The sequence below is a fragment of the Bradyrhizobium sp. 215_C5_N1_1 genome (assembly GCF_052075935.1).
Classification (GTDB): Bacteria; Pseudomonadota; Alphaproteobacteria; order Rhizobiales; family Xanthobacteraceae; genus Bradyrhizobium; species Bradyrhizobium barranii.
On the sequence record NZ_CP197228.1, the window covers coordinates 7,963,212 to 7,984,339 of the forward strand.

The window sequence follows — 21,128 nt, forward strand, 5'->3', positions numbered from 1 at the left end:
GAGCTATCTCGCTCCCTGGGATTCACGCCAGGTCCTGAGCTCTTCGCGCAAGGCGTCCTGCTGCCTTGCCAGGTCCTCCAGCTGATCGCTGGTCGCGCCGCGCGTCTTCTGCCGCAGCTCTCTCGATTTGCGCAGGATCTCCGCAACCTTGGGCGGCAGAGGCTTGGTACGTTGGCCGCGCTTGGAGTCCTTGCTCTGCCGGTCGGTTTCGTCGCGAAGCGCGTTCTGCTCCCGGAGCAGGTCGTTCAGCTCGCGCGCAATCTCGTCCATCTCTTTCTGCTCGGCGCTGGGCGGCCCCGGAGGATTTTCCAGCGCGCGGGCCAGGCGGTCCAGCTCGCGCGCCGCCGCTTCGCGATTGCCGCGCTGGATCAGCCGCTCGATGCGCTTCATCTGGTCGTCGAGGCCGATGGCCGGCCGCGCCAGCGGATTGCTGCGCATCTGCTGCGCGTACTGGCGCATGTAATTGTCGAGCGCGGTCCGCAGATTGTCCATGAGCTTCTTGAGCTCTTCGTCGCTGGCGCCGCGCTGAAGCGCCTGCTTGAGTGCGTCCTGCGCCGCGCGCAACGCCTTGGCGACGTCGCTGATGTTGCCGTCCTCGATCGTCACCGCAAGCGCCCACAGGCTCGCCACGACCTCACGCAGGGAATCGTCGGTGCGCGCCGCCTCGAGCTGGCGTGCGACGCTGTGCAGACCGAGATACTGCCCGGCTTCCGGCGTGAACATCTCGGGCGCGATCATCAGCGCGTCGAGCGCGGCGTAGACGTCGGAATTCTTGTTGGCGTCGAGCGCGAGGATGCGGCGCTGCTCGATCAGCGCGCGGGCGAGCGGCTTGGTGAACAGCCGGCCCGGCAAGCGCATGTTGAAGGGCTCGCTCTTCGCCTCGTTGCCGGCCTCGTCCTTGGCGGTGAGCGTCAGCGTCACGTCCGCACCGGAATAAGGATCCTCGCTGAGGTCCTTCACGGTCTGGCCGACGCCGTTGCGGGTCCGCGCATTGGGCAGGGTCAGCGCGAATTGCGGCGGCTGGAACAGCGGCCGCGCGGCCTTGCCGTCCGCGTCCTTGGTTCCGTCCTTGTCTTCGGTTGCGCGCGGAACGAATTGCGCGGCGGCGCCCGTGACGCCGTAATCGTCCTCGATCTTGTAGGAGAGCTGCAACGCGCCGTAGGCCTGACGCTCGGGATCCTTGGCGAGCGCGATCGTCGGCGGGCGGTCGGGCGTCGCCGCGAAGGCCCATTGCGGCTGGCCGGAGGGCGCGCGGACATGCGCGGTGCCGTCGCCGGTGATGGTAAAATGCTTCTCGTTGGTACCCTTCGGCGCGGCCTCGCTGGGCGCAACCTCCTTGAGGCCGCCGGAGGTGACGACATCGAGGCTGCTACCGGAGGAGCGCACGATCAGGGTCGAGCCGGCCGGAACTGCGAGTGGGCCGCTGGCAGGCAGCGCTGCGGCCTCCTTGTTGGCGGCCGACAGGATGACCGGCGGCTTGCCGGTGTAGAGCGGCGGGGTGATCCAGGCATCGACGCGGACGTTGGTCGGCGCCAGCACGCCGTTCCAGTCGAACGCGGCACCCAACCGCATCGCGCGTTCGTCGCCGGCGGCGAAGAAGGTCGCGACCAGCATCACCATGACCAGCGCGCGTAGCGCCCAGGGATCGTGCAGGGCGAGGCGCGGATGCGGCAAGCCGGCACGGATGCGCTTGAGCGAAGCCAGCGTGCGCTCGCGCTGCGCCTGCCACAGCGCCAGCGCAACCGGGTCTTTCGAGCTCAGCGTGTCCGTCAGCGTCGTCGCCGGGCGGTGACGGATACCGGAGCCACGGTCGAGCCGGCTCAGAGCCTCGTCGCGGCCCGGCCAGCGGAAACGAAGCAGCGGGACCAGAGCGGCGATTGCGGCGCCGGCAAAAACCACGAGACCGATGGCACGGATGACGGACGGCAGCGCCAGCCAGAGGCCGGCCCACGACACCACAAGGAACAGGCCAACGACAGTCAACACCCGCGCCAGATGTGGCCAGGCACGTTCCCACGCGATGGCATAAATAGCCCGATCGAGGGCCTGCGTCAGCTTCAGCCGCGACAGAGCGTCGCCATCGCGGATCGGGTCTGACGGGTCGGGGGTGACGCCGTTCAATCAATTCTCCAGGTTGCCCGGTAGAGAAGCGTATCACAACGGCAGCACTGAGGCATCCGTTCCGGTACGGGAGAGACCCCTTTTCCCGCATAACACGAGGACGTGACTGGCCGGGCGCAACCCCGTAATTTCCACGCGCCATTCCCAATGGAAACGCAAGGGAAATAGAGGGAACGCCATGGACAAGAAGATGCACGACAAGGGCCTGGAAGTCCGCAAAGCGGTGCTGGGCGAGGCCTATGTCAACAATGCCCTGAAGAACGTCGACGATTTCAACCGTCCGTTCCAGGAGATGCTCAACGAATATTGCTGGGGCACCGTGTGGGGCCGCGAGGAGCTGCCGCGCAAGACCCGCAGCATGCTCAACATCGCCATGATCGCGATCCTCAACCGCCAGCACGAGTTTCGCGCGCATCTCAAGGGCGCGCTGACCAACGGCGTCTCCCGCGACGAGATCCGCGAGATCCTGATGCAGGTCGCGATCTATGGCGGCATGCCGGCCGCAGTCGACAGCTTTCGCATCGCGCGCGAGGTGTTCGCGGAGATCGACGGCAAGGCGTGAGGCCGACCTCTCTCCGCCGTCGTCCCGGGGGGTGCCGAGCGCGAGCCCGGGACGACGAGCGGAGAATGATCGCCGTTTCACATCCAACGAACAACGAAGAAGAAAGAAGGAAACACCATGCACATCGGATTCATCGGCCTCGGAAACATGGGTTTCCCGATGGCGCGGCGGCTGATCGAGGCGGGGCACAAGCTCGTCGTGTTCGACACGCGCAAGGAGGTCGTCGACAAGCTCGTGGCGCGCGGTGCCACCGCTGCAACCTCGCCGAAGGACGTTGCCGACCAGGTCGAGACGGTCATGGCGAGCCTGCCCTCGCTGCAGGCGTCGCTCGAGGTCGCCACGGGAGCAAACGGCGTGATCGAAGGGAGCCGCGCCAGACGCTTCATCGATCTCTCCACCGTCGGCTCGACGATGGCGGCGAAGATCCACGGCCTGCTGGCAAAACGCGACATCGTGCAGATCGACTGCCCCGTCTCCGGCGGCGTCGGCGGCGCCGAGAAGGGCACCCTGGCGGTGATGGTCTCAGGGCCCAAAGCCGAGTTCGAGCTGCTCAAGCCCGCGCTCGACGTGATCGGAAAAGTGTTCTTCATCGGCGAGAAGCCGGGCGCGGCGCAGACCATGAAGCTCGCCAACAATTTCCTGTCGGCGACCGCGATCGTGGCGACCTCGGAAGCGGTGGTGATGGGCGTCAAGGCGGGGCTCGATCCCGCCGTGATGATCGACGTCATCAATGCCGGCTCCGGCATGAACACCGCGAGCCGCGACAAGTTTCCGCGCTCGGTTTTGCCGCGAACGTTCGACTTCGGCTTCGCCACCGGATTGATGGTGAAGGACGTGCGGCTGGCGCTGGAGGAGATGAAGTCGCTCGGCCTGTCGATGGAGGTCGCGGACGCGGTCGGACGGCTATGGGAGACCGTAATCAGCGCGGAAGGCGCCGAGTCCGATTTCACCGCGGCGATCAAGCCGATCGAGAAGAAGGCGGGGGTTGTGGTTGGCGGCGCGAAAGGTGGATTGGCCGGGAAGTAGCGCCACACACTCAGCTCGTCGTCCCGGGGCGCGCGAAGCGCGAGCCCGGGACCCATAACCACAGGCTGATATGGTAACGGGGACTCGGAGTTACAGCTTAGCCAAACAACCACTTCTTGTGGTTATGGGTCCCCGCCCCCCGTGCGCAATTGCGCACTAGGCGGGGACGACAGCGAGGATGAGGCGCGGCCTTACCGCCCCTCAATCCCTCACAACCACGGCGCCGGCGTGTCCATCGCGATCAGCTGCTCGACCTCGATACGCGGGCGCACCACGGCGTATTGATCGCCCTTCACCAGCACTTCCGGCACCAGCGCCCGCGTGTTGTAGGTGCCGGCCTGCACCGCGCCATAGGCGCCCGCGGTCATGATGGCGATGAGATCGCCAGGCTTCGGCGTCGGCAGCGTGCGATCCAGTGCGAGATAGTCGCCGGTCTCGCAGACCGGGCCGACGACGTCGGCCATGATCGTGGCGGCGCCCGCGGCCGGCTGCGTCACCGGCAGAATGTCGTGATGCGCCTCGTACAGCGTCGGGCGGATCAAATCGTTCATGGCGGCGTCGATGATGACGAAATTCTTGCCGTCGCCGTGCTTCACATAGATCACCCTGGCGACCAGGATGCCGGCATTGCCGACGATCATGCGGCCCGGCTCGAACATCAGCGTGCAGCCGAGATTGTGGCTGACGCGCTTGACCATGGCGGCATAGGCGTCGGGCGCCGGCGGCGCCTCGCGGTCCATGTAATAGGGAATGCCGAGGCCGCCGCCGAAATCGACATGCGAGATGTTGTGGCCGTCGCTGCGCAGCGTCTGCACGAATTCGGAGAGGATACGGAACGCGGTCTCCATCTTGGAGAGATCGGTGATCTGGCTGCCGATATGCACGTCGGTGCCTGTGACCTCGATGCCCGGAAGTTTTGCAGCGCGCGCATAGACCTCGCGGGCATAGGCGATCGGAATACCGAACTTGTTCTCGGACTTGCCGGTCGAGATCTTGGCATGCGTGCCGGCATCGACGTCGGGATTGACGCGCACAGAGATGCGCGCGGTCTTGCCCATCTCGGTCGCAAGCCGCGACAACAGCTCGAGCTCGGGCTCGGATTCGACGTTGAGGCAGAGGATGTCGGTGGCCAGCGCGGCACGTAATTCGGTTTCGGTCTTGCCGACGCCGGAGAACAGGATCTTGCTGGCGGGGATGCCGGCGGCCAGCGCGCGCTTCAATTCGCCGCCGGAGACCACGTCGGCGCCGGCCCCGAGCTTGGCCAGCGTGCGCAGCACCGACTGGTTGGAATTCGCCTTCATGGCGTAGCAGACCAGCACCTTCTCGCCGGCGAAGGCGTCGGCGAAGACGCGGTAGTGCCGCTCGAGCGTCGCGGTCGAATAGCAATAGAACGGCGTACCGACGGTTGCGGCCAGCTCGGACAGGTTCACGGCCTCGGCGTGCAGCACGCCGTTGCGATAGTCAAAATGGTTCATGGCGTCGGCTCAGCTATCCCGGCTCATTTTTTGCCGGGAGGTTCGTCCAGGAGCGGGTCGAGGATAAACGATTTCTTCTTGCCCTTGGCGGCGGCAGGCGCTGCGTCCGCACCGTAGCCGGGATTGAACACGCTCGGCGTCCTCTGGGCTTCGGTCTCGGTGTCGGTTGGAGCTGCGACATTGGCCGTGGATGCACTGGAGGCGGTCGGCGGCAGATCCAGCGGGCCCTTGCGGCCGCAGCCGGCAAGCGCGAGCGCCGTCAGGCTCAAGACAATGATGGCCCACCCCGAGCCGGCCGGGCGAAACTTTGACGTCACGACGAAATCCCCACTACGCGGGCCGCACCATACAGAGATTGGCACGCTCTGGCGAGAGCCGGATGACCATGAAACATAAGCGAAATTTTGCCCTCAGCCCAATTTTCGCTCTTTTTCCAGCCGCTTCGCCCAGGCCTTGGCCTGCGACGCCACGTTCTTCGGCGCGGTGCCGCCGTAGCTGGTCCGGCTCTTCACCGACGATTCGACCGAGAGCACGCCGAGCACGTCCTTGGTGATTTTTGGCTCGATCGCCTGCATCTCCTTCAGTGGCAGCTCGTGTAGCGCCACGCCGCCCTCGGCGGCCTTCGCCACGATACGGCCGGTGACGTGGTGGGCGTCGCGGAACGGCATCTTCAGCGTCCGCACCAGCCAGTCGGCAAGGTCGGTCGCGGTGGCATAGCCCTCGCCCGCCGCCGCCCTCATCTTCGCTTCGTCGGGCACGAGATCGCGGACCATGCCGGTCATGGCGCGGATCGCGAGCGACAGGGCAGCAAAGCCCTCCATCGCGCCCTGCTTGTCCTCCTGCATGTCCTTTTGATAGGCGAGCGGCAGGCCCTTCATCACGATCAGGAGGCCGTTGAGCGCGCCGATGACGCGGCCGGTCTTGGCGCGCACGAGCTCGGCGGCATCCGGGTTGCGCTTCTGCGGCATGATCGAGGATCCCGTGGTGAACTTGTCGCTGAGGCGGATGAGACCGACCAGCGGCGAGGTCCAGATCACGATCTCCTCGGCAAAGCGCGACATGTGCACGGCGCAGATCGAGGCCGCCGACAGCGTCTCCAGCACGAAGTCGCGATCGGAGACCGCATCGAGGGAATTCGCCATCGGGCGGTCGAAACCGAGCGCCTTCGCGGTGGCGTGGCGATCGATCGGGAACGAGGTGCCGGCGAGCGCGGCGGCGCCGAGCGGCGATTCATTGAGCCGCTTGCGGGCGTCCTGGAAACGACCGCGGTCGCGCGCGGCCATCTCGACATAGGCAAGCAGATGATGGCCGAAGGTCACGGGCTGCGCGGTCTGCAGATGCGTGAAGCCGGGCATGACGGTCGCGGCATGTTCGAGCGCGCGATTGACGAGCGCGGCCTGGAATGCGGCGAGCGCGGCATCGGTCTCGTCGAGAACGTCGCGGACATAGAGACGGAAATCGGTCGCAACCTGGTCGTTGCGCGAACGCGCGGTGTGCAGCCGGCCGGCGGCGGGGCCGATCAGCTCGGACAGGCGGCTCTCGACGTTCATATGGATATCTTCGAGCGCGCGCTTGAACGTGAAGCCGCCCTTGCCGATCTCTGACAAAATCGTGTCTAGACCCTTGCCGATATTTTTCGCATCAGAGCCCGTGATGATGCCCTGCGCGGCAAGCATCGCGGCGTGCGCCTTGGATGCGGCAATGTCCTGGGCAAAGAGGTGACGATCGACGTCGATGGAGACGTTGATCTCTTCCATGATCTCATCGGGGCGCTCCGAGAACCGGCCGCCCCACATCTTGTTGCTCATGATCCCCTGCTCACGCCTTGCTTGCCGCTGCTGCCGCACGTTTGCTGGCCGGAGCCAGCCGTATTAAGAGGCCCCTGATAGCCATATCTGCGACCGGATGACAAACGATATGCTCGACAAGACGCCCTCCGCCACGCGCCGGATCCCCCTCGTCATCGCCACTGTGGCGATCGGGGGGCTGGCCGGCTTCGCCGCGCTGTACGGGCTGGGCCTGAACCGGGCGCCCTCAGGCGATCCGGCCTGCCGGGCCGCGGTGGCAACGGCGCAAAAAATCGCTCCCCTCGCCCATGGAGAATTGGCCGCCCTGACCGTGGCGAGCGCGCCGCTAAAACTGCCCGACCTGGTCTTCGAGGACGCTGACGGCAAGCCGAAGAAGCTGTCCGATTTCCGCGGCAAGACGCTGCTGGTCAACCTCTGGGCCACCTGGTGCGTGCCCTGCCGCAAGGAAATGCCGGCGCTGGACGAGCTCCAGGGCAAGCTTTCGGGCCCGAATTTCGAGGTGGTGGCGATCAACATCGACACCCGCGACGCCGAGAAGCCCAAGACGTTCCTGAAAGAGGCCAATCTGACCCGGCTCGGCTATTTTAGCGATCAGAAAGCCAAGGTTTTCCAGGATCTTAAAGCCATAGGCCGGGCCCTGGGCATGCCGACCTCGGTGCTGGTCGACCCGCAGGGCTGCGAGATCGCGACGATCGCGGGGCCGGCGGAATGGGCGAGCGAGGACGCGCTCAAGCTGATCCGGGCTGCGACGGGCAAGGCCGCCGCGTCGCTCTAGGCGGTGTGTCTTAAGCGGTGACGTTGAGGTTGCCGCCGACGCCGGCGCCGACATTGGCGAGCGAGGGCTGACCAGCGCCGAGCAGCGTCAGGACGGTGGATTTTTCCGCGTCCGCATTCTGCTTCATCAGCGTCGCCGTGATATTCGACTGCAGCGCGCCTTGCTGAGCGGCCAGCATGGTGCTGACCATCGCCATCATGTCCATTACGCAAACCCTCTTACCGGGCGCAGCCTAGGGGCGATGGGTTAATGCGACATGAATTGTCACGGTGCGGATGCGCGGCCGGAGGGCGAGAGCGCCGTAGGGTGGGCAAAGCGGCTTGTCCGCCGTAGCTCGAAGAGCGAAGGCGGAAGCGTGCCCACCAATTTCCACCGCATCATTGGAGAGATGGTGGGCACGGCGCTTTGCGCCTTTGCCCACCCTACGGCACCGGAAATTGGATCAGCGCGTCGGAACCGGCTTGGCGCCGCGGTAGTCGTAGAAGCCGCGCTGGGTCTTGCGACCGAGCCAGCCGGCCTCGACGTATTTCACCAGCAGCGGGCACGGGCGATATTTGGAGTCGGCGAGGCCCTCATGCAGCACCTGCATGATCGACAGGCAGGTATCGAGGCCGATGAAATCGGCGAGCTCGAGCGGGCCCATCGGATGATGCGCGCCAAGCTTCATCGCCGCGTCGATGGCCTCGACATTGCCGACGCCTTCATACAGCGTGTAGATCGCCTCGTTGATCATCGGCAGCAGGATACGATTGACGATGAAGGCCGGGAAATCCTCGGAGACCGCGACCTGCTTGCCGAGCTTGGAGACGAATTCCTTGGACGCCTCGAAGGTCTGGTCGTCGGTGGCGATGCCGCGGATCAGCTCGACCAGCTCCATCAGCGGCACCGGATTCATGAAGTGAATGCCGATGAAGCGCTCGGGCCGGTCGGTGGCGGCGGCTAGCCGCGTGATCGAGATCGAGGAGGTATCGGAGGCGACGATCGCCTCCGGCTTCAGCACCGCGCAGAGCTCGTGGAAGATCTTGCGCTTGACCTCTTCCTTCTCGACCGCGGTCTCGATCACGAGGTCGCAATCGGCGAGGTCGTCGAGCTTCTCGGCGAGCTTGATGCGCGCCATCGCCTTGGTCTTGTCGTCCTCGCTGACGGCCTTCTTGGAGACCTGGCGCGCCAGATTGCCATTGATGGTGGCCATGCCCGACTTGAGCCGGTCGGCCGAGACGTCGTTGAGCACCACGTCGAAACCGGCCAGCGCCGCGACATGCGCGATGCCATTGCCCATCTGACCCGCGCCGATCACGCCGACCTTCTTGATCACTGCCGCCATAATGTCATCCACCGGAACGGCGCGCAGATCGCGCCTGCCTCATCCCCCGAGCCGGGAGGTCCGATTTAATCAGAAACTCGATTAGATCAGAATCCTGGCTCGAAACCTAGATTGGATCGCTTCCCCGGCGTGCCCCACGCCAAAGAAAACGCCTTGAAAAAGAAAAACCGGCCGGAGTGTACCACTCCGGCCGGTGTTTTTAGCGCGTTTTTACTTGCCGAGCTTGGCGAGCGCTTCGGTGAGCTCAGGAACCGCCTGGTAGAGGTCGGCGACCAGGCCGTAATCGGCGACCTGGAAGATCGGCGCGTCCTCGTCCTTGTTGATCGCGACGATCACCTTGGAGTCCTTCATGCCGGCCAGATGCTGGATCGCGCCGGAAATGCCCACCGCGACATAGAGCTCGGGGGCCACCACCTTGCCGGTCTGGCCGACCTGCCAGTCGTTCGGCGCATAGCCGGCATCCACCGCCGCGCGCGAGGCACCGACGCCGGCACCGAGCTTGTCGGCGAGCGGCTCGATGTACTTGGCGAAGTTCTCGCGGCTCTGCATGGCACGGCCACCGGAGACGATGATCTTGGCCGAGGTCAGCTCGGGGCGGTCGCTCTTGGCGACTTCCTCGCCGACGAAGGACGACAGGCCCGGATCGGCCGCCGCAGCGACGTTCTCGACGGCGGCGCTGCCGCCTTCACCCGCCGCCGCAAAGGTCGAGGTGCGCACCGTGATGACCTTCTTGGCGTCCTTCGACTTCACCGTCTGGATGGCGTTGCCGGCATAGATCGGGCGCTCATAGGTGTCGGGGGCGACCACCTTGGTGATCTCGGAGACCTGCATGACGTCGAGCAGGGCTGCGACACGCGGCATCACGTTCTTGAAGCGCGAGGTCGCGGGCGCGACGATCGCGTCATAGCCGGAAGCCAGCGAGACGATCAGCGCGGCCAGCGGCTCGGCAAGATCGTGGGCGTAGGTCTCGCCCTCGGCAAGCAGCACCTTCTTCACGCCGGCAAGCTTGGCGGCGGCATCCGCCGCAGCCTTGGCGTTCTGGCCGGCCACCAGCACGTCGACATCCGCGCCGAGTGCGGCAGCCGCGGTCAGGGCCTTGTTGGTCGCGTCCTTCAGCGACGCATTGTCGTGTTCGGCAATCAGAAGCGTCGTCATCAGAGCACCCCGGCTTCGTTCTTGAGTTTCGACACCAGCTCGGCGACGTCCTTGACCTTGACGCCCGCCTTGCGGCCCGCCGGCTCCGTCGTCTTGAGAACCTCGAGACGCGCGGCGACGTCGACGCCGTAATCGGCGACGGTCTTCTCCGCGATCGGCTTCTTCTTGGCCTTCATGATGTTGGGCAGCGAGGCATAGCGCGGCTCGTTGAGACGGAGATCCGTGGTGACGATCGCCGGTCCCTTCAGCTTGACGGTCTGCAGACCGCCGTCGACTTCGCGGGTGACCTTGAAGTCAGAACCTTCGACCTCGAGCTTCGAAGCAAACGTCGCCTGCGACCAGCCGAGCAGCGCGGCCAGCATCTGACCGGTCTGGTTGCTGTCGTCATCGATCGCCTGCTTGCCGAGAATGATCAGGCCGGGCTGCTCTTCGTCGGCGATCTTCTTCAGAATCTTCGCGACCGCGAGCGGCTCGACGGTGCCATCAACCTTCACCAGGATGCCGCGGTCGGCGCCCATGGCGAGACCGGTGCGGATCGTCTCCGAGGCCTGCGCCGGTCCAATGGAAACCACGACGACCTCGGTGGCCTTGCCGCCTTCCTTCAGGCGCAACGCTTCCTCGACCGCGATTTCGTCGAACGGGTTCATCGACATCTTCACGTTGGCGAGTTCAACGCCCGATCCATCGCCCTTGACGCGGACCTTGACGTTGTAATCAACCACCCGCTTTACCGGCACCAAGACCTTCATCGATCCTCTTTCACTCAATTTGGGAGGGGGGTTATCAACTGGCGCGGAACCTAAAGGCCTGATCCGGCCCGGTCAACGCGCGACAGGGCCAAATTTTAGACCTTAGAAATATCGACCTCAATGGGTCAGCGATTCTGGCCCGGAACCCAGAGCACGTCGCCGGCACCATTATCGTTGGCGGCACGGCTGGCAACGAACAGGAAGTCCGACAGGCGGTTCATATACTGGATGCCAGCAGCGCCCACGGGCTCGCCGGGCCGGGCCGCCAGTTCCACCATCACGCGTTCCGCCCTGCGGCAAATCGTACGGGCAACGTGGAGGTAGGCGGCGGCCGGCGTGCCGCCCGGCAGCACGAAGGAGGTGAGCGGCGCCAGCTTGTCGTTGAGCGCGTCGATGTCGCGTTCGAGCCGCTCGACCTGGCTTGCCACCACCCGCAGCCGCTCGGCCTTGCCTTCACGCTCGGGCACCGCGAGGTCCGCGCCGAGGTCGAACAGATCATTCTGGATGCGGCCGAGCATCGCGTCGAACTCGGACATGTCATGGGTGTGGAGCCTGACAACGCCGATCGCGGCATTGGTCTCGTCCACGGTGCCATAGGCTTCGATGCGCAGATCGTATTTCGGACGGCGCTCGCCCGTTCCGAGCGCCGTCGTGCCGTCGTCACCGGTCTTCGTATAGATGCGATTCAGCGTGACCATTTTTAACGCCCCATCGCCCAGACCGAGAGCATGGCAATCACGATCGCCACGAACTGAAGCAGCACGCGCCAGCGCATCAGCTTCTGCGAGGTGTTTGGCGAGCCGCCGCGCATCATGTTGACGAGACCGAGCAGCAGCACCACCGCCACGGCGCCGGCCGCTACCGGCAGGATGAAAGTACTCAGGAGAGATGCCATTTGGGGTAGATAACACCGTGCTTGCGGATGCGCCATGGTGCCGCGGCAGCCGCCGCCGTCATTCCGGGGCGATGCGAAGCATCGAGCCCGGAATGACGGCGGGGGCGCTTCGCGATCTGGCTTTTAGGTCAATAATATCAGATGGTAGTGCGATGATTTCTGGTCTGCGCCAATTGCCCGGCTTTTTCGCCTCTCCCCGCGCACGGGGCGAGCGAGCGGCACCTGTCGTGTAGGTGGGCGCGTGAGGGCAATCCGCACCATCTACGTCGTCGTGGAAGACGCCTTCTACACCTTCCTCGCCGACGACGGCTGGGCGATCGCGAGCCATATCGCGCTGTCGACGCTGATGGCGCTGTTCCCGTTCCTGATCGTGCTGACCTCGCTCGCCGGCTTCTTCGGCTCCAAGGAACTTGCCGATCAGGCCGCAAGCCTGATGCTTCAGGTCTGGCCCAAGCAGGTCGCCGATTCGATCTCGGGGGAAGTCCACGACGTTTTGACCACGACCCGCACCGGCGTGCTGACGATCGGCGCAGCGCTGTCGGTGTATTTCGCCTCCAACGGCGTCGAGGCGCTGCGCGTCGCGCTGAACCGCGCCTATGCGGTGGTGGAGATGCGGCGCTGGTACTGGCTGCGCCTTGAATCGATCGGCTACACGCTGGTCGCGGCCTTCACCGCGCTCGCCATGGCGTTCCTGATCGTGCTTGGCCCGCTCTTCATCGAGGCGGCGCGGCGCCATATCCCGCTGGTCGTCGAGTCGAACGAGAGCATCCTCACCTGGCTGCGCTACGGCATCACCGTGGGTGCGCTGGTGGTGGCGCTGATCATCCTGCATGCCTGGCTGCCGGCGGGACGGCGCACCTTCCTCCAGATCCTGCCCGGCATCGTCTTCACCATCGTGGCGTCGCTGATCTCGGGCATCGTGTTCGGCCAATATCTGGCGCGCTTCGCCAACAACTACGTGACGATGTATGCGGGGCTCGCCTCGGTGATCATCGCGCTGGTGTTCCTGTATTTCATCGCCGCGATATTCGTCTACGGCGGCGAACTCAACGCCGCGATCATCAAGTCGCAGCTTCCTCACGGCGTTTCGCTTCAAGCAGCGCAGTCGCTAAAGCGCGCGGAGACACAGGCTTGACCAGGAAGGCGTCGGCGCCGGCCTCGCGCGAGGCCGCCTCGTCCTCGCCACGGCCGGACACGCCGATGATGGGGATCTGAGCCAGCGGCGCCGGCATGGTCCGGATCCGCCTGATGGCCTCGACGCCGTCGATGCCAGGCAGCACCATGTCCATCAGCACCGCATCGAACGCGCCCTGCGCGAGCCGGTTCACCGCGTCCTCGCCGCGCCCGATGAACTCGGCATGGTGGCCGAGCTCGGTCAGGATGGTGTTGAGCACGACGCGGCCGAACGGATTGTCCTCGACACTGAGCACGCGCAGCGCGGCTATCGCATCCGCCTCGGCTTCGCCCTTCGACTTGCGGGACTTGCGCGATTCCGTCGCGTCGAGCGACATCGTCAACGTGAAGGTGGCGCCGCCGCCGCGCCGCGGTGCGACCGTGATGTCGCCGCCCATCGCGCGCGCCAGTTGCTTGACCGAGGAAAGGCCCAAGCCGGCGCCGCCGAAGCGCGAGGCGATGGTGACATTGGCCTGGGTGAAGGGGCGGAACAGCCGCTTGATCTCGGCCATGGTCAGGCCGATGCCGCTGTCGGACACCGCGAAGGCGACGCCGACCTTGCCCTTCGCCTTGTCTCTGGCCTTGCCTTTGGCGGGACGCCAAGGCGCGACCGCGAGCGCGACACCGCCCTGCTCGGTAAATTTGACGGCATTGTCGATCAGGTTCTCGAGCGCGGCGCGCAGGCGGACGGAATCGCCGACCACCAGCCCCGGCAGCTTCTCGGAGATATCGACCTGGGCCTGGAGGCCCTTGGCCGCGGCGCGTCCGGCGAGCGAATCGCCGGCGCTGCGGGCGAGCGCGCGCAGATCGAACAAGTCCTGCCGCAAGGCACTTCCACCCTTGCCCGCCCCCTTGCCGGTCCTGGCGGCATCGACGAACAGGGTGGCAAGGCTCGCCAGATGCTCGGCACCGGCCTTGATGGTGTCGGCCCAGCGCCGCTCCCGCTCGCCGAGATCGGAGGTGGCGAGCAGGTCGCTGATCGCGAGAATGCCGGTCAGGGGGGTACGGACCTCATGGGCGAAGGCGGCGAGCGCGGCCTGGACCACGTCCGGCGCCACGGCCTTGGCGCTGCGCTTGCGCAACCGGCCGGTCGCCCCGGACCGCTTCCGAGGCGGTCGCCTGGACGTTCGCGTGGTGCGCGCTGAGCGCGTTTTCGCCGCCATGAATCCCTTCGAAGGGTCCCCTTCGATCCCCAGGCTCTCAAGCAAGCATCGCACGGCGGAACCCCTGGAGTCACGGCGGCGTTTCGCTAACCCCCAGAGAAACTTAACCTAATCCCACCAACCGGCGGATGCCGGCGGGCGTGGCGCCGGCAGCGCGCAGCTCGCGCAGGCCGGTCGAGCGACCCGATTTCGACAACTTCCGGCCCGCCTCGTCCAGAATCAGCGCGTGGTGGCGATAGGCGGGTTCCGGCAGATCGAGCAGGACCTGGAGCAGGCGGTGAACCGAGGTGGCGTGAAACAGGTCCTGCCCCCGCACGACCTCGCTGATGCCCTGGAGCGCGTCGTCGACGACGACGGACAAATGGTAGCTGGTCGGCGTCTCCTTGCGGGCCAGGATGACGTCGCCCCAGGCCTCCGGTCGCGCCGCGACGATGCCGCGCGCGCCATCGGGCCCCTCGCCAAGCTCGTTCCAGGTCAGACCGGCAACGTGTCGGCAGGCGGCCGCCATGTCGAGCCGGAGCGCGTAAGGCACGCCAGATGCAATGAGCCGGTCGCGCTCGCCGGCCGACAGCGATCTGGCGTCACCCGGATAAAGCGGCGCGCCATCGGGATCGCGCGGCCATGGCCCGGCGGCCTCGCGCGCGGTCACGAGCCTGGCGATCTCCGCGCGGCTTTCGAACGCGGGATAGACGAGACCAAGTGCAGAGAGTTTTTCGAGCGCGGCGCGATAAACCGCGAGATGCTCCGACTGCCGCCGCACCGGCGTTTCCCAGGCGATGCCGAGCCAGGCGAGGTCGTCGTAGATCGCCGTCTCATATTCCGGCCGGCAGCGCGTCGCGTCGATGTCCTCGATCCGCAGCAACAGCCGCCCGCCGGTCTCGCGCGCGCGGTCGAAATTGAGCAGCGCCGAATAGGCGTGGCCGAGATGCAAGAGGCCATTCGGACTGGGGGCAAAACGGAAAACGGGTGGCGCCATGCGGTGAAACTCGTCATGGCCGGGCATAGCCGTCCGAAGGGACGGCGTCGCTTCCGCTCGCCTATGTCCCGGCCATCCACGTTCTTCGGTGCGATACAGCGATCGTGTCAAGTCGTGGACAGATACGAACACTGTCACCCATGCTAGACATGTCGTGTGGTTAGAGAGACGTGGATGGCCGGGTCAAGCCCGGCCCTGACGCCGGAGAGAGTTTGCCGACCCAAATGACCATCCACCTCGAAACCCAGTCCGATCTCGAAGAGGCCGTCCACGCGCTGATCAAGCGCGACCCGCGCCTCAAGCCCGTGCTCGAGATCGCCGGCATGCCCGCCTTGCGGCGGCGTGAGCCGGGTTTTACGGGGCTCGCCCACATCGTTTGCGGGCAGCAGCTTTCGACCGCGAGCGCCGCAGCGATCTGGGGGCGGCTGTCGGCCGCGTTCGATCCGTTCGACCATGAGGCCGTGAGCCGCGCCCGCACCGACCGGCTGGGACGGCTCGGCCTGTCCGCCGCCAAGATCAAGACGCTGAAACATCTCGCGCGCGAGATCAATGCGCAGCGGCTGAACCTCGACGTGCTCGCCGAGGAAGACGCCGAGGCCGCGCACCATACGCTGATCGCGCTGCCCGGCATCGGTCCGTGGACGGCCGATGTCTATCTGCTGTTCTGCCTTGGACACGGCGATGCCTGGCCGGCCGGCGACATCGCCGTGCAGGAGGGGATCAAAGTTGGCCTGGGGCTCAAGGCGCGGCCGACGGAAAAGCAGATGGCGCCACTCGCCGAACCCTGGCGTCCCCTGCGCGGAGCAGCCGCGCATCTGTGGTGGAGCTATTATCGCGTGATCAAGAAGCGCGAAGGTGTCATCGCAGGTCAGGCCTGACGACGACAGATAGGTCGTGTCCCGGACGCGGTGCGGCACGAAGTGACGCACCGCAGAGCCGGGACCCATGGGCTTGGCGAGTTGGAGCATGGGCCCCGGCTCAGCAGCGCATCACTGCGTGCTGCGCTGCGTCCGGGGCACCAGGCCCCCTAGCCTCGCAGCCGCTCGCGATCGGCGCGGGCGCATTCGGCCACGAAGTCGACGACGGCCCGCACCGCGGACAACTCGACCAGATCGGGATGGGCGAGCAGCCAGAGATCGGCGACGCTGACGAGTTTCTGCGGCGCGACGCGCACGAGGTCCGGATAGCTCTCCGCGACGAAGCAGGACAGCGCAGAGATTCCGATTCCGGCGCGCACCGCCGCCAGCATGTCGCCCTGCGACGAGCAGCGCATCACCATGGTGCCTTGCCGGGTGATCGCATCGCTCCAGCGCGCCAGCTGCGCGTTCGAATCCTGGTCGGCGAAGCCGATGACGCTGTGCCCCTTCCACTCGCTGCTCCGCTCCGGCATGGACCGGCCCGCGGCATAGTCGCGCGAGGCATAGAAGCCGGTGCCGAGGCGGCCGACCCTGCGACCGACCAGATTTTCCTCACCGCTGTCGACCGGGCGCAGCACGACGTCGGCTTCCCGGCGGCGCACGCTGGCCGGAAACGGATGGGTGATGATCTCGAGCCGAATGTGATCATGTGCGCTGAGAAAAGAGCGCAGCCGCGGCATCAGCCAGTGCGAGGCCAGCGTTGCGCCGATCGACAGCTTGACCGTGCCGCGCGCCTTACGCCCGCCGGCGCCTACGGCGGCTTCGGCGCGGAGCGCGGCAGCCGCCATCGCCTCGGCATGCTCTCGCAGCGTACGTCCATCGGCGGTAAGCACGAAGCCATCGGCGGCCCGCGCCAGCAGCTTGGTGCCGAGCTGCGCCTCCAGCGCCGCGATCTTGCGGCTGACGGTCGGATGGCTGGCGTGCAGGCGCTTTGCCGCCGCGGTGAAGCTGCCGGTGTCGGCGACCGCGACGAAGGTCTTGCAGAGATCCCAATCCACCGCCGGCTCCGTACAAATCTGAATATCCGCTTGTTCAATATTGAACGATCCCCTGCGCGCCGTCCAACCCTATAGTGGGGTCAAACACGCAAGCGGCGGACACCCCGCCGGCGCGACAATCGACATGGAAGCGCTCACCCCGGCCGGCAGGCCGTTGACGCGCGTCGTCAGGAGGATCGGATGGCACTGCCCGCTCTGCTCAAGAACAATCTGGAGCTGCCCGTGGTCGGCTCGCCCCTCTTCATCGTCTCCGGGCCGGAGCTGGTGATCGCCCAATGCAAGGCCGGTGTCGTCGGCTCGTTTCCGGCGCTCAACGCCCGTCCGGTGGAAAAGCTCGACGAGTGGCTGAGCCGCATCGAGGACGAGCTCGGCGAATACAAATCGCGCAATCCCGGCAAGAAGGTCGCGCCCTACGCCGTCAACCAGATCTGCCATGCCTCCAACGACCGCTTGATGAAGGACATGGAAACCTGTGTGAAGCACAGGGCGCCCATCATCATCACCTCGCTGCGGCCGCCCGCCGAGATCGTCGAGGCCGCGCACTCCTATGGCGGGCTGGTGTTCCACGATGTCATCAACGTCAAGCACGCGCGGAAAGCCGCCGAGCAGGGCGTCGACGGCCTGATCCTGGTCTGCGCCGGCGCGGGTGGGCATGCCGGCATGCTGTCGCCTTTCGCGCTGGTGCGCGAGGTCAAGCAATGGTTCGACGGCGCGATCCTGCTGTCGGGCGCAATCAGCGACGGTTTTGGTATCGCCTCCGCGCTGACGCTGGGCGCTGACCTCGCCTATATGGGCACGCGCTTCATCGCGACACAGGAAGCCAATGCCGACGAAGCCTACAAGTCCGCGCTGACGCAGCACGCCGCGCACGACATCGTCTACACCAACCTGTTCACCGGCGTGCACGGCAACTATCTCGGCCCCTCGATTGCCGCCGCCGGGCTCGATCCGGACAATCTCCCGGTTGCCGACAAGACGAAAATGAACTTCGGCTCCGGCGGCAACATGAAATCCAAGGCGTGGCGCGACATCTGGGGCTCGGGCCAGGGCATCGGCCAGATCCTGGATGCGCCGCCGGTGGCCGAGCTGGTCGACCGGATGAAGGGCGAATTCGATCAGGCCCGGCAGGATTTCCTGATGCGCGCCAGCGCCTGACGGCTTGGTCCGACAAGAAAATTGGACTGACAAGACAAACGGGAGGACATCATGAAGCTGACAGCCGCGCTGACAGGCCTGTCTTTGCTGACGCTTGCCGCCGGCAGCGCCGGTGCGGACGAGATCCGGATCGGGCAGACCCTGCCCTATAGCGGTCCGGCATCCGGCTTCGGCGCGATCGGACGGACGCAGGAGGCGTTCTTCGAGAAGGTCAACGCGGAGGGCGGCATCAACGGCCGCAAGGTCAAGTTCATCACGCTGGACGACGCCTACTCGCCGCCGAAGACGGTCGAGCAGACCCGCAAGCTGGTGGAGCAGGACGAGGTGCTGATGATGTTCGGCTCGCTCGGCACCGCCACCAACAGCGCCGTGCAGCGTTACCTCAACGCCAAGAAGGTGCCGCAGCTGTTCGTGCTCTCGGGCGCCACCAAATGGGCCGATCCGCAGAAGAATCCCTGGACGATGCCAGGCATGGCGGCCTACGAATCCGAGGGCGTCGTCTATGCCAAGTATATCTTGCAGGCCAAGCCCGACGCGAAGATCGCGATCCTGTCCCAGAACGACGATTTCGGCCGCGACTATGTCGCGGGCTTCAAGCGCGCGCTCGGGCCCAAGGCCGCAAGCATGATCATCGCGGAGGCGAGCTACGAGACCAGCGCGCCGACGATCAGCTCGCAGCTCTCGACGCTGAAAGCGTCAGGCGCCAACGTGCTGTTTGGCGTGGTGCTCGGCAAGTTCACCTCGCAGATGGTCAAGGGTGTAGCCGAGATCGGCTGGAAGCCGGAGCTGTTGTTCGTGCCGACCTCGGCCTCCTCGATCTCGTTCCTGGAGCCGGCGGGACTGGACAATGCGGTCGGGCTGATCTCGTCGAGCAACCAGAAGGACACGATGGACCCGCAATGGGCCGACGATCCCGGCGTGAAGTCATATTTCGCGTTCATGAAGCAATACATGCCGACCGCGGATCTCTCGAACTCCAACTACGCCGCGGGCTATCACTATGCCACGCTGCTGATGACGGTGCTGAACGCCTGCAAGGACGATGTCAGCCGCGACAACATCTTGAAGCAGGCCGCGTCGCTGAAAGAGGTGAAGCTGCCGCTGCTGTTGCCCGGAATGAGCGTGTCGACCGGTCCGGACGACTATCTGCCGTTCCAGCAGCTGCAGCTCCGCCGCTTCAACGGCAAGAGCTGGGTGCCGTTCGGCGGCATTCTCGATGACCGGTAGAGGACATCCCATGATCATCAGCGGCGAGCGCAGGATCGATTATGCAGAACTCCATGCGCGGATCAGGCGGGCCGCAGGCGGGATCAGCGCGCTCGGCGGGCGCGAGGGCACGCCGGTCGCCATGATGCTGCGCAATGACTTCGCCCTGTTCGAGGTGGTCGCGGCTTCCGCCGCGCTCGGCCGACCGGTGGTGCCGATCAACTGGCATCTGAAGGCTGCCGAAGTCCGCTATATCCTGGCCGACAGCGGCGCCGACATCCTGATCTGCCATGCCGACCTGCTGCCGCAGATTCGCGACGGCCTGCCGGAGGAACTGGCGCTGATGGTCGTGCCGACGCCGCCGGAGATCGCCGGCGCGTTCGACATCCCCGCTGCACTCGCAAAGGTGCCGGACGGATTGACCGATTGGGACAAATGGCGGGACAGCCAGGCGGAACTCACCCAGCCGCCACGCCGCAGCGCGCCGATGTTCTACACGTCGGGCACGACGGGCATGCCGAAGGGGGTGCGGCGCATGCCGATGCGCCCCGAGCAGGTCGCAGCCTCCGAGCGCGTCGGGGCGATCGCCTACGGTGTGAAGCCGAACGAGGATCAGGTCGTGCTGATGAACGGCCCGATGTACCATTCCGCTCCGCACTCCTACGGCATGCTAGCCTATCGCAGTGGCTGCACCATCGTGCTGGAGCCGCGCTTCGATCCCGAAGACCTGCTGCAACTGATCGAGCGCCATCGCGTCACGCACATGCATATGGTTCCGACGATGTTCGTCCGCTTGCTGCGGCTGCCCGACGACGTGAAGCGGCGTTACGACCTGTCGTCGCTGCGCTTTGTCGTTCATGGCGCGGCGCCCTGCCCGCCCGACGTGAAGAAGGCGATGATCGATTGGTGGGGTGGCGTCATCAACGAATATTTCGGCTCGACCGAGACCGGAATTCCGGTGTGGCACTCCGCGGCGGAGGCGCTGAAGAAGCCCGGCACCGTCGGCCGCGCCATCGAGGGCGGTGTCGTCAAGATCTTCCGCGCCGACGGCAGCCCGTGCGACGTCAACGAACCCGGTGAAATCTACATGCGGCAGGCCTCGGTGCCGGATTTCGACTATCACGGCAAGGCCGAGGCCCGCGCCGAGGCGGGCCGCGACGGTCTCGTCAGCGTCGGCGACGTCGGCTATCTCGACGAGGACGGCTATCTGTTCCTGTGCGACCGCAAGCGCGACATGGTGATCTCCGGCGGCGTCAACATCTATCCGGCGGAGATCGAGAATGCGCTGATCGGAATGCCCGGCGTGCGCGATTGCGCGGTGTTCGGTATTCCCGACGCGGAATTTGGCGAGCGGCTCTGCGCCTATGTCGAGCCGGAGCCGGGCGCAGCGCTCTCGTCCGCGGCGGTCCAGTCGTTCCTGCGCGAGCGGCTTGCCAATTTCAAGGTGCCGAAGGACGTCGAATTCCGCGACGCGCTGCCGCGCGAGGCGACGGGAAAGATCTTCAAGCGCAAGCTGCGTGAGCCCTATTGGGCGGGCCACGCACGCGCCGGCGCGTAACGAACGGCTGCGAACGGCGTTTTAAACTATGTTGCTGTTGCAAAAAGATCATGGGTGAACGATGAAATGCCGGCGCAGACAGAGCCCGGATC

21 protein-coding genes are annotated in these 21,128 nt (G+C 65.7%); 8 read left to right on the top strand and 13 right to left on the bottom strand.

Annotated features, from left to right (window positions below; all coding sequences use genetic code 11):
• Positions 1 to 3 precede the first annotated feature (3 nt).
• The gene (locus AB7G19_RS38135) at positions 4 to 2,121 is read right to left on the bottom strand and encodes a TIGR02302 family protein (RefSeq protein WP_085401937.1); all 2,118 of its coding nucleotides are present in this window, start codon (positions 2,119 to 2,121) and stop codon (positions 4 to 6) included.
• A gap of 178 nt (positions 2,122 to 2,299) precedes the next feature.
• Here AB7G19_RS38135 and AB7G19_RS38140 point away from each other — a divergent pair, with 178 nt between their 5' ends.
• Complete coding sequence (locus tag AB7G19_RS38140; protein ID WP_014491654.1) at positions 2,300 to 2,683, top strand: carboxymuconolactone decarboxylase family protein; 384 nt, start codon at positions 2,300 to 2,302, stop codon at positions 2,681 to 2,683.
• 117 nt (positions 2,684 to 2,800) lie between these two features.
• Positions 2,801 to 3,709 (top strand): NAD(P)-dependent oxidoreductase, encoded by a 909-nt coding sequence (locus AB7G19_RS38145; protein ID WP_085401936.1) that lies wholly within the window; start codon positions 2,801 to 2,803, stop codon positions 3,707 to 3,709.
• 209 nt (positions 3,710 to 3,918) lie between these two features.
• Here the strand turns inward: AB7G19_RS38145 and lysA are convergent, their stop codons facing one another.
• The 3 genes from lysA to argH form a co-directional block, all read right to left on the bottom strand.
• Complete coding sequence (gene lysA, locus AB7G19_RS38150) at positions 3,919 to 5,184, bottom strand: diaminopimelate decarboxylase (protein WP_085401935.1); 1,266 nt, start codon at positions 5,182 to 5,184, stop codon at positions 3,919 to 3,921.
• A gap of 23 nt (positions 5,185 to 5,207) precedes the next feature.
• Entirely contained in the window at positions 5,208 to 5,501 is a 294-nt protein-coding gene (lptM, locus tag AB7G19_RS38155; RefSeq protein WP_063985789.1) for an LPS translocon maturation chaperone LptM, read from the bottom strand.
• A 93-nt stretch (positions 5,502 to 5,594) separates the two neighbouring features.
• Positions 5,595 to 6,992, bottom strand: a complete 1,398-nt coding sequence (gene argH / locus AB7G19_RS38160) for an argininosuccinate lyase (RefSeq protein ID WP_135216224.1) — start codon at positions 6,990 to 6,992, stop codon at positions 5,595 to 5,597.
• 109 nt (positions 6,993 to 7,101) lie between these two features.
• Here argH and tlpA point away from each other — a divergent pair, with 109 nt between their 5' ends.
• Positions 7,102 to 7,767: a thiol:disulfide interchange protein TlpA gene (tlpA, locus tag AB7G19_RS38165; protein WP_063985791.1), complete on the top strand. Its 666-nt coding sequence runs from the start codon at positions 7,102 to 7,104 to the stop codon at positions 7,765 to 7,767.
• A gap of 10 nt (positions 7,768 to 7,777) precedes the next feature.
• On the opposite strand, the gene AB7G19_RS38170 is transcribed toward tlpA, so the two are convergent.
• The 6 genes from AB7G19_RS38170 to AB7G19_RS38195 form a co-directional block, all read right to left on the bottom strand.
• Positions 7,778 to 7,972: a hypothetical protein gene (locus AB7G19_RS38170; protein WP_014491648.1), complete on the bottom strand. Its 195-nt coding sequence runs from the start codon at positions 7,970 to 7,972 to the stop codon at positions 7,778 to 7,780.
• A 237-nt stretch (positions 7,973 to 8,209) separates the two neighbouring features.
• A complete protein-coding gene (locus AB7G19_RS38175) occupies positions 8,210 to 9,091 on the bottom strand; it encodes a 3-hydroxybutyryl-CoA dehydrogenase (protein ID WP_063985792.1) in 882 nt (293 codons plus the stop codon).
• Positions 9,092 to 9,301: 210 nt separating this feature from the next.
• Positions 9,302 to 10,246: an electron transfer flavoprotein subunit alpha/FixB family protein gene (locus tag AB7G19_RS38180; RefSeq protein WP_063985793.1), complete on the bottom strand. Its 945-nt coding sequence runs from the start codon at positions 10,244 to 10,246 to the stop codon at positions 9,302 to 9,304.
• Positions 10,246 to 10,995 carry an electron transfer flavoprotein subunit beta/FixA family protein gene (locus tag AB7G19_RS38185; protein ID WP_071909337.1) on the bottom strand — a complete coding sequence of 250 codons (750 nt, stop codon included), beginning with the start codon at positions 10,993 to 10,995 and terminating at the stop codon, positions 10,246 to 10,248. Before AB7G19_RS38185 ends, AB7G19_RS38180 begins: the two co-directional genes overlap by 1 nt.
• Positions 10,996 to 11,120: 125 nt before the next feature.
• Positions 11,121 to 11,693, bottom strand: coding sequence for a cob(I)yrinic acid a,c-diamide adenosyltransferase (locus tag AB7G19_RS38190; RefSeq protein WP_085401934.1), 573 nt, complete (start codon positions 11,691 to 11,693; stop codon positions 11,121 to 11,123).
• Positions 11,694 to 11,695: 2 nt separating this feature from the next.
• Positions 11,696 to 11,890 (bottom strand): twin transmembrane helix small protein, encoded by a 195-nt coding sequence (locus AB7G19_RS38195; RefSeq protein ID WP_085401933.1) that lies wholly within the window; start codon positions 11,888 to 11,890, stop codon positions 11,696 to 11,698.
• A 241-nt stretch (positions 11,891 to 12,131) separates the two neighbouring features.
• Between AB7G19_RS38195 and AB7G19_RS38200 the strand changes: the two genes are divergently transcribed.
• Positions 12,132 to 13,025, top strand: a complete 894-nt coding sequence (locus AB7G19_RS38200) for a YihY/virulence factor BrkB family protein (protein ID WP_085401932.1) — start codon at positions 12,132 to 12,134, stop codon at positions 13,023 to 13,025.
• Here the strand turns inward: AB7G19_RS38200 and AB7G19_RS38205 are convergent.
• Entirely contained in the window at positions 12,952 to 14,226 is a 1,275-nt protein-coding gene (locus tag AB7G19_RS38205) for an ATP-binding protein (protein ID WP_085401931.1), read from the bottom strand. The genes AB7G19_RS38200 and AB7G19_RS38205 overlap by 74 nt on opposite strands.
• A 103-nt stretch (positions 14,227 to 14,329) precedes the next feature.
• Positions 14,330 to 15,202, bottom strand: a complete 873-nt coding sequence (gluQRS, locus tag AB7G19_RS38210; RefSeq protein WP_441268780.1) for a tRNA glutamyl-Q(34) synthetase GluQRS — start codon at positions 15,200 to 15,202, stop codon at positions 14,330 to 14,332.
• A 224-nt stretch (positions 15,203 to 15,426) separates the two neighbouring features.
• Here gluQRS and AB7G19_RS38215 point away from each other — a divergent pair, with 224 nt between their 5' ends.
• Positions 15,427 to 16,080: a DNA-3-methyladenine glycosylase family protein gene (locus tag AB7G19_RS38215; protein ID WP_085401930.1), complete on the top strand. Its 654-nt coding sequence runs from the start codon at positions 15,427 to 15,429 to the stop codon at positions 16,078 to 16,080.
• Positions 16,081 to 16,229: 149 nt separating this feature from the next.
• Here AB7G19_RS38215 and AB7G19_RS38220 read toward each other — a convergent pair whose 3' ends face one another.
• Positions 16,230 to 17,117: a LysR family transcriptional regulator gene (locus AB7G19_RS38220; protein ID WP_085401929.1), complete on the bottom strand. Its 888-nt coding sequence runs from the start codon at positions 17,115 to 17,117 to the stop codon at positions 16,230 to 16,232.
• Between the two features lie 180 nt (positions 17,118 to 17,297).
• Between AB7G19_RS38220 and AB7G19_RS38225 the strand changes: the two genes are divergently transcribed.
• From AB7G19_RS38225 to AB7G19_RS38235, 3 genes are read left to right on the top strand one after another with little or no spacing between them, the layout of a single operon-like run.
• Positions 17,298 to 18,272, top strand: a complete 975-nt coding sequence (locus AB7G19_RS38225) for an NAD(P)H-dependent flavin oxidoreductase (protein ID WP_085401928.1) — start codon at positions 17,298 to 17,300, stop codon at positions 18,270 to 18,272.
• Between the two features lie 51 nt (positions 18,273 to 18,323).
• Positions 18,324 to 19,499 carry an ABC transporter substrate-binding protein gene (locus AB7G19_RS38230; protein ID WP_085401927.1) on the top strand — a complete coding sequence of 392 codons (1,176 nt, stop codon included), beginning with the start codon at positions 18,324 to 18,326 and terminating at the stop codon, positions 19,497 to 19,499.
• Positions 19,500 to 19,509: 10 nt separating this feature from the next.
• Positions 19,510 to 21,036: an acyl-CoA synthetase gene (locus tag AB7G19_RS38235; protein ID WP_085401926.1), complete on the top strand. Its 1,527-nt coding sequence runs from the start codon at positions 19,510 to 19,512 to the stop codon at positions 21,034 to 21,036.
• Positions 21,037 to 21,128: the final 92 nt, after the last annotated feature.